The organism is Salinicola sp., from assembly GCF_982684285.1.
Genome location: NZ_CEXLVS010000183.1, coordinates 1 through 8,199, shown reverse-complemented (window position 1 = coordinate 8,199; position 8,199 = coordinate 1). Strand labels below are relative to the sequence as shown.

At 65.4% G+C, this 8,199-nt stretch carries 7 protein-coding genes and 1 pseudogene; 4 read left to right on the top strand and 4 right to left on the bottom strand.

Annotated elements, in window-relative coordinates:
• The first annotated feature begins 73 nt into the window (after positions 1 to 73).
• The gene (locus AC3AYF_RS15010; RefSeq protein WP_487779930.1) at positions 74 to 826 is read left to right on the top strand and encodes an ATP-binding cassette domain-containing protein; all 753 of its coding nucleotides are present in this window, start codon (positions 74 to 76) and stop codon (positions 824 to 826) included.
• A gap of 135 nt (positions 827 to 961) precedes the next feature.
• Here the strand turns inward: AC3AYF_RS15010 and AC3AYF_RS15005 are convergent, their stop codons facing one another.
• The gene (locus AC3AYF_RS15005; RefSeq protein ID WP_295040345.1) at positions 962 to 2,614 is read right to left on the bottom strand and encodes an OpgD/OpgG family glucan biosynthesis protein; all 1,653 of its coding nucleotides are present in this window, start codon (positions 2,612 to 2,614) and stop codon (positions 962 to 964) included.
• 254 nt (positions 2,615 to 2,868) lie between these two features.
• Between AC3AYF_RS15005 and AC3AYF_RS15000 the strand changes: the two genes are divergently transcribed.
• Positions 2,869 to 4,125 (top strand): alpha-hydroxy acid oxidase, encoded by a 1,257-nt coding sequence (locus AC3AYF_RS15000; RefSeq protein WP_487779929.1) that lies wholly within the window; start codon positions 2,869 to 2,871, stop codon positions 4,123 to 4,125.
• On the opposite strand, the gene gloA is transcribed toward AC3AYF_RS15000, so the two are convergent.
• Positions 4,122 to 4,655, bottom strand: coding sequence for a lactoylglutathione lyase (gene gloA, locus AC3AYF_RS14995; protein ID WP_295041113.1), 534 nt, complete (start codon positions 4,653 to 4,655; stop codon positions 4,122 to 4,124). The genes AC3AYF_RS15000 and gloA overlap by 4 nt on opposite strands.
• 229 nt (positions 4,656 to 4,884) lie before the next feature.
• Between gloA and AC3AYF_RS14990 the strand changes: the two genes are divergently transcribed.
• Both AC3AYF_RS14990 and AC3AYF_RS14985 read left to right on the top strand, forming a co-directional pair.
• The gene (locus tag AC3AYF_RS14990; protein ID WP_295041114.1) at positions 4,885 to 5,454 is read left to right on the top strand and encodes a C40 family peptidase; all 570 of its coding nucleotides are present in this window, start codon (positions 4,885 to 4,887) and stop codon (positions 5,452 to 5,454) included.
• Positions 5,455 to 5,662: 208 nt separating this feature from the next.
• Positions 5,663 to 6,301, top strand: a pseudogene (locus AC3AYF_RS14985) (peroxiredoxin); the annotation flags it as partial.
• Between the two features lie 190 nt (positions 6,302 to 6,491).
• Here the strand turns inward: AC3AYF_RS14985 and hutG are convergent.
• Entirely contained in the window at positions 6,492 to 7,328 is an 837-nt protein-coding gene (hutG, locus tag AC3AYF_RS14980; protein ID WP_295041115.1) for an N-formylglutamate deformylase, read from the bottom strand.
• On the bottom strand, positions 7,325 to 8,199 hold an 875-nt coding region (gene hutI, locus AC3AYF_RS14975), incomplete at its 5' end, for an imidazolonepropionase (protein ID WP_295041116.1). The genes hutI and hutG, both read right to left, overlap by 4 nt.

Here is an 8,199-nt window from a genome sequence, read left to right as displayed (position 1 = left end):
TCAGAGGAAGGCTTGGAACACGGCGGTCTGGCCGTTAGGCTGTGCCTTTTGTTGAAGGGAAGCGTTCGAGTCCATGGCGGCATTGATCCAGTTCAGCGAGGCGTGCAAGGCCTACGGCAAGCAGCCGATCCTCGACGGGGTGAGCGTTCAGCTCTCGACCTCCCACAAGGCGGGTCTCATCGGCTGCAATGGCTCGGGAAAGAGCACCCTCTGCAAGCTCATTCTCGGCGACGAGGAGCTCGATGCCGGCAAGCTGAAGAGGAGCTCCGCGCTGCGGCTGGGCTATCTGCACCGGCTCTACCCGGCGGCGAAATTCATCCTGGTGATTCGCGACCCAGTCTGGCACATCGCCTCGCTGATGAAGCAGCAGAAGCTGTTCGTGGCCGGCGAGACCAGCGAGCCGCGCGCGCTGGAGCACATGCGCCGGGTGGGGCACTACGAGTTCGGCCTCGACCGGCGGGCGATCAACGTGGGCGACGACGACGAGACCCGGCGCATCACCGGGCTATGGGAATCCGGCAACGAAGTCGAAGGGTGGGCTCGCTACTGGGCGGCGATCTACGCCCACGTCGCCGACACGCTGGATGCCGACCCGGAGTTGAGATCGGCTTGTCTGCTGGTGCGCTACGAGGCGCTCTGCAGCGAACCTCATGACAGCCTGCAGGCGGTCTTCGACCACGCCGAGCTCGAACTCGAGCCCCAGGCGCTGGCCGACGCCGCCAGCGGCCTGCACGCGCCGACCTACTACAAGCCCAGGTTCAGCGATGCCGAGCTGGCCACGATCGCCGAGATCACCGGCCCCGTCGCGGCACGGTTCGGGTACTAGTCGCGGGCTTCGGCTTGCGCCGGTTTCGGGGCGCTTGAAAGGCGGCTTCGGCTTGCGCCGGTTCCGGGGCGCTTGAAAAGAAACGGGGCGGCCATCTGGCCGCCCCGTTTCTGGTCGAATGGACTCGCTCCGCCGTCACCCCTGGGCGGGATGTGCCGGATAGTGACGCTCCTCCGGCGGGGTCGGGAAGTACTGATAGAGCCAGGTCTCGCTCACCGTGTTGCCGTCGGCGAGCAGATTCAGGCGCATGTTGATCGGATCGGTGGAGTCGCTGGTGGGGTACCAGTCGAACTGAATGCGGAAGCCTTCGATCTCCTCCACCCACAGGATATCGAGCTGCTTGACATCGCCCTCGGGCACGTCGAGCTGGGTCTTGATGTCGATATCGTTGTCGTAGAAGTGCTTGAGCTCGCCACCGATGAAATCCACCGCGATCCGCTTGGCCCAGACCTCGGGGTAGTGCTCGCCCGGCGCCCAGCCCTCGGGGAAGCCACCGATGCCGGTGAACGTCTTGCGCACGCGGGCCAGCTCGGGTTTCACCGGCGGCTGCGCGCTCCAGTAGAGCTTGTAGCCGTAGTTGAGTTCCTGCCCCGGCTCGATCGCCTGTTCGGGCTTCCAGAACGCCACCACGTTGTCCATGGTCTCGCCGGTGGTGGGGATCTCGAGCATCTGGATCTCGCCCTTGCCCCACTGCCCCTTCGGCTCGACCCACAGGCTGGGCCGCTTGTGATAATTGCCGACGATGTCTTCGTAATGGGTAAAGTCGTGGTCGGTCTGGAGCAGGCCGAAACCCTTGGGGTTGTCGTCGCCGAAGGTGTTGAACTGGACCCGCGGCGGATTGTTGAGGGGACGGCAGACCCATTCGCCGTTGCCGAGCCACATCGACAGCCGGTCGGAGTCGTGAATCTGCGGATGGAAGGTCAGGCACATGTCGCGCTGCTGGGTACCGCAGCTGAACATGCTGGTCATCGGGGTGATGCCGAGCTGGGCGATCGACTCGCGCGGGTAGAGATGCTTGTCGATATCCATCACCACGCGTTCGTCCTCGCAGTGGATGACGAAGCGATAGGCCCCGGCCAGGCTCGGAGAGTCGAGCAGCGCATAGGCGGTGAAGGTCGTTGCGCCGGGCTTCGGCGTCTCGAACCAGAAGCGGGTGAAGGCCGGGAACTCCTCGGTCTTGCCGTCGCTGTAGGTGTTGACCGTCACGCCGCGGGCGGACAGGCCGTACTGATAGGTGTCGTCGACGGCCCGGAAGTAGCTGGCGCCCAGGAACGAGACGATATCGCGCTCGGTCAGCGACGGCTCCTTGAACACCCGGAAGCCGGCGAAGCCGAGATCGCCCTGGCCCTCGAGCTGGGAGACATCGACGTCGGCCCGGGAGTAGTCGAACAGGTCCGGCCGGAAATGGATCTCCTTGGCCTGCTGGGTCTGCGGATCGATGGAGTACATCCGGACCGGCTGGTTGAACGCCATGCCGACGTGGAAGAACTGGATGTCGAGCGGACCGTTCATGCTGTTCCACAGCGAATGATCGGGATCGTAGCCGATGGCGTTGTACTTCTGCGGCGTGAGATCGGCCAGGGTCGGCGGTAGCTGCTCGACGGTGCTCTGATAGGCCTTGGCAGCCAGGTCACGGGCAAACCCCTGCAGCCAATCGAAGCTGAAGGAAGAAGCCTCGCCATCGGCAATGTCACTGGTGGCCCGCGCCGCCGCGAATAGCGGCGCCGAAGGCAACCCATACCAGGCAGCCAGGGCAATCGCGCTTTTCAGCACACTTCTACGATCCATGAACACCCCATCCTTTGTCTGTCGGCAATCGAACTGGAAGCATACCCGATCGTCTCGGATCAGGCTGCACCGGATAAAATCCCTTTTCAGACGCCAATGCCATCCGAGGGTTCCCCGGCGGCAAGCCGGCCTGGCCCTCATCCCTCGCACCGGTATTCGCCAGCCCCGTCGACTCGCCGTTGGTGGCATCGTCGAGGAATGGTTGGCGTGCTAACGTCGAGTCCATCATCGCTCCATTGCCATCGAGAGGCCCCGTGAAACGACGCTACTCCTCGCACCATGCCTGGCGCCGCGCCCAGAGCATCGACGAACTCGCCTGGATGGCGCGCCGGCGCCTGCCCGCCTTCGCCTGGGAGTATGTCCACGGCGGCTCGGAGGACGAGATCACCCTGCACGACAACCGCTGCGCCTTCGCCGCCTGGGGGTGGCAACCGCGGACGCTGGTGGACGTCGAGCAGCGCGACAGCCGCACGCGGCTGCTGGACGCCCCCGCCGAGCTGCCGCTGGCAATCGCCCCCACCGGCTACAACGGCATGCTGTGGCGGGACGGCGATATCGCGCTGGCCCGGGCGGCCGCCAGTCGCGGCATCCCCTTCACCTTGAGCACGGTCTCCTGCGCCAGCCTGGAGACCCTCGCCGACGCGGTGCCGGAGGCGCGGCTCTGGTTCCAGCTCTACGTGCTGGATGACGAGGCCGTTCGCAACGACATGCTCGAACGGGCGAAGAACGTCGGCGTCGACACCCTGATGGTCACCACGGACACCGTGGTGCTGGGACGTCGCGAATGGGATTCGAGAAGCTACCTCAATCCCCGGCGTCTGGCACTGTCCTATCTCTTGGACGCCGCCCTGCATCCGCAGTGGGCCTATCGAGCGCTCTGGCCCCAGGGCCTGCCGACGCTGGGCAATCTGATGAAGTATCTGCCCAGGGAACAGCAGAGTGCGGGCAGCGCCGCCGGCTACATCAATCAGCGCATGACACGCCGGCTGACCTGGGAAGTGCTGGCCGATATTCGCCAGCGCTGGCCCGGCAAGCTGCTGGTCAAGGGGATTCTCAATGCCGAGGACGCACTCGAGGCCAGGCGCATCGGTGCCGACGGCGTGGTCGGCACCAACCACGGCGGCCGCCAGCTCGACGGCGCCCCGGCGACGCTGGATGCGCTGCCCGAGGTGGTCGACGCGGTGGGAGATTCGATGCACGTGCTGCTCGACAGCGGCATCCGCCGCGGTAGCGACATCGCCAAGGCCGTAGCGCTGGGCGCCGAGGGCGTGCTCTGCGGCCGCGCCACGCTCTACGGCCTGGCGCTGGGCGGAGAGGCCGGGGCGGCCCATGCCATCGACCTGCTCAAGGATCAGTTGCACAACCTGATGGCGCAGCTGGGACGGCCAACCCTCGAGCAGATCGACCGCCGCTGCCTGCGGCGCTCCCCCTATGCATCGCCCCGGGGCGATCTCCCCCAACGCCCTAGCGACACCCTGCCGGGTGGAGAGACGCCGGGGGACGTGCCCTAGGCTCCCAGCCCTTTCGACAGCGAGGGCTGCACGACTTCGATCCAGTAGCCGTCGGGATCCTTGACGAAGATCACGTTCTTCATCTTGCCCTGGTCGGAACGCTTCTTGAATTCGACCCCATTGGCGTCGAACCACTGCTCGGCAGCCGCCAGATCCGGTACCGCGAAGCAGATATGGCCGAAGCCCTGCGGTTCGGCATTACCGTCATGATACGAAAGCTCGGGATCGTCCTCGCTGCCCCAGTTGTGGGTCAGCTCCAGTACGCCCTTCTGCGAGAAGGTGTAGGCGGTACGCTCGCCGTCGTCTTCGGGGATGGCGCTTTCGTCGTCGACCCGGGCCAGAAAATAGAGCGTGAACTGCATCTCCGGAAAGTCGAGCTTGCGCAGCAGACGCATGCCGAACACACGGGTGTAGAAGGCCAGCGACACCGCTGGGTCCTTGGCCCGCAGCATGGTGTGGTTGAACACGAAGCCTCGCGTTTCCGTCGGGGCGGCTTGCACGCCGGGAACCTGGTCTTCGGCAATGGACATGGGATCCTCCTGTGGGTCCGGATGACGATATCGACAGACAGCCGAAACGCCGATGGGCGACACCTGAAAGTGGGGGCAACCTCCGCCGCTCTCAAGCGGCGCGATCCCCGACCCCGGCTCGAGGGGAGCCACCCTGACGACCGCAACCCAAACGCAGCGGCCGTGCGACTTTGCAGCACCGGGCCCCTGCTCTACACTCGATTGAAACCGGCAGACAGGGCCCGCGGGCATGGCGACAGGCACCACCCCCCACCGTTTCTCCCGATTCGCCGCGATGCGGCAGACTCCCTCGACCCGATCCTGTCGCCAGGCAACGCTTTCCCATCCGGGCCTGCTGTTCATCGGCCTGTTCCTGCTGCTGCTCGTCGGTTGCAGTACCCAGAAGGCGATCGTCACCCGCGACGATGGACCGGCCATCGATGGCAACAACCTCTCCATCGATCGCATCCTGGTGATGTCCGCCGCCAAGGATGCGCTCGGCACGCCCTACCAATGGGGCGGCAGCACGCCCCGGGGCTACGACTGCTCGGGACTGGTACAGATGGCCTACGGCAAGATCGGCATCTCGCTGCCGCGAACCTCCAACGAGCAGTTCCATGCCCTCGAGGAGATCGACGTCGCCCGTCCCGGCGATCTGCTGTTCTTCGGCTCGGGCAGCCATGCCACCCATGTCGGCATCTACATGGGCGACCGCCAGATGATCCACGCCCCCGGCAGCGGCCGCACCGTCAGCGTGTCGTCGCTGGATGTCCGCTACTGGCGCAAGCACTACCTGGGGGCGGCGGCGCCCGCGGATTGAACCGCCTGCCGTGACGCGACCACCAAAACCGCACCTCGCCCTTGAGATATCGGGCACTGGCTACCACGTTGTAGGAACGTCACGGACACATCGCGCGAGCGCGGGCATGTCGTTATCGCTATCGATTGTTTCACAGCGCTGCCCCGGCTCGTCATGATGGGCATCCGATCCCAGGCTTCAAGCAAGCCGCCAACGGCAACAGGAGAAAGTCATGGCTTTGCAACTCGGCGATACCGCCCCGGATTTCACCCAGGAGAGCACCGAAGGGCCGATCAACTTCCACCAGTGGGCCGGCGACAGCTGGGTCATCCTGTTCTCCCATCCGGCCGACTTCACCCCGGTCTGCACCACCGAACTCGGCGAGGTCTCGCGCCTCAAGCCGGAGTTCGAGCGCCGCAACACCAAGGCGATCGGCCTGTCCGTCGACCCGCTGGACGACCACCAGCGCTGGGTCGGCGATATCGAAGAGACCCAGGGCTGTGGGCTCAACTTTCCGTTGCTGGCCGATGCCGACCGCTCGGTGAGCGAGGCCTACGGCATGATCCATCCCAACGCCAGCGGCACCAACACCGTGCGTTCGGTATTCATCATCGACCCGGCGAAGAAGGTGCGCCTGACCATCACCTATCCGCCCAGTACCGGCCGCAACTTTGCCGAGATCCTGCGCGTGCTCGACAGCCTGCAGCTGACCGACAGCCACAAGGTTGCCACGCCGGTGAACTGGCAGGATGGCGACGACGTGATCATCGTGCCGTCGATCGACAACGAGAAGGCCAAGGAACTCTTCCCCAACGGCTGGGACGAGAAGAAGCCCTACCTTCGCGTGACCAAGCAGCCCAACAAGTGATCGCCACGGCAGCGTCGCGGTGACGCGATTCAATACGCTGTCGATCGAAACGGTGTCGGCTAGAAACGATGCCGGCCAGAAACGACGACGCCCGCACTCGAAAGAGCGCGGGCGTTTTTGGGTCACGGGAGAGTCAGCGGCGAGCGCGGCAACCAGGAGACACGCCATAGACGAGGTGTCTAGGCCCGAATCAGGCGATGGTCCCGGGCTCGGGACGGGGACGCCATGCCAGAAGCGCCTCGACCAGGGCCTTCAACAGCGCCTGCACCTGTGTCGCCTCTCGCTCCCGATAGGGGAAAGTCGTTGATGCCTCTATCAGATCGGCCTCCCGCGGCTCCTCCATATAGGTCGCCTGGGAAAGCTCGAGCTGCACGGCGTGGACATCATCGCTCGGCATTCCGTAGTGACGGGTAATGAAGCCGCCCTTGAACCGCCCGTTGGTCACCCATGTGTAATCGGTCTGTGCGTCGCAGATCGCCTCGAGCCGGTCGCTCAAGGTGGGATCGCAACTCCCGCCATCGTTGGTCCCGAGGTTGATGTCGGGCAACTGGCCGTCGAACAGCCTCGCCACCCGCGAGCGAATCGAGTGAGCGTCGAACAGTACCGCGTAGCCGAAACGCCGGCGAAGTCGCGTCAGCTCCTCGTGCAGGGCACGATGATAAGGCCGCCAGACGTTTTCCAGCGCCCAGTCGCGCGCAGCTTTCGAAGGTTCGCACCCGCGCCGGTAGAGCGGCTCGCCGTCGAAGTCGACTTGCGGGAACAGGCCGGTCGTCGCGCCGGCATAGAGCGGCTTGTCATCCTGCGAACGGTTCAGATCGACGACGTAGCGGGAGTATTCGGCCTGCAGCCGACTGACGCCGAGGTCATCGAGAAAATCGTAAAGCTGCGGAATGTGCCAGTCGGTGTCGATCAACGACAGCCCGCGGTCACTGAGCCCGGCTTCGACTTGCGGCGTCAGGCGAGTCCCGGCGTGGGGCATCGATACCAGTAAAGGGGTCGCTCCCCGGGTCAATTGGAAGCTGCTCATGCGCTGATCCTCTCTCCCTGGTGGAAGCGAATGCCGGGTAGCTGGCCGCCCAGCCAGTAGGCGAGTTCCGCCGGTCCGGTCACGCTCCAGGCAACCGCGTCAGCCACCTTGCCCACCTCGAGCGAGCCATGGCTGGCGTCGATGCCGAGCGCCCTGGCCGCCTGCAGCGTCACGCCGGCCAGGGCCTCCTCCGGTGTCAGGCGGAACAGCGTGCAAGCGAGATTCATCATCAGCCGCAGCGACAGCACCGGCGAGGTGCCGGGATTGAGGTCACTGGCCAGCGCTATGGCGACGCCGTGCTCGCGAAACGCCTCGATCGGCGGCACCCGGGTCTCCCGCAGCGTCAGAAACGCGCCGGGCAGCAGCACGGCGGTGGTGCCGCTGGCTGCCATGGCCCGTGCATCGTCGTCGTTGGCGTACTCGACGTGATCGGCCGACAGCGCGCCGAACTCGGCCGCCAGCTGGCAGCCCCCCAGGCGCGACAGTTGCTCGGCGTGCAGCTTGACCGGCAGGCCGAGCCGGCGTGCCGTCTCGAATACCCGCCGCATCTGTGCCGGAGAAAACGCAATGCCCTCGCAGAAGCCGTCGACGGCATCGATCAGCCCCTCTCCCGCCAGCGTCGGCAGGATCGTCTCGCACACCAGCTCGATGTAGTCATCGCTGCGCTCGGCATACTCCGGCGGCAGGGCGTGGGCGGCGAGGCAAGTCGTCTTTACCGTCACGGGCAGGCGTTTGCCCAGTTCGCGGGCGACCTGCAGCATGCGCCGTTCGCTGTCGAGATCGAGACCGTAGCCGGACTTGATCTCGAGCGTGGTAACGCCTTCGGCCAGCAGCAGCCGCGCTCGCGCTTCGGCACTCGCGTAGAGCGTCT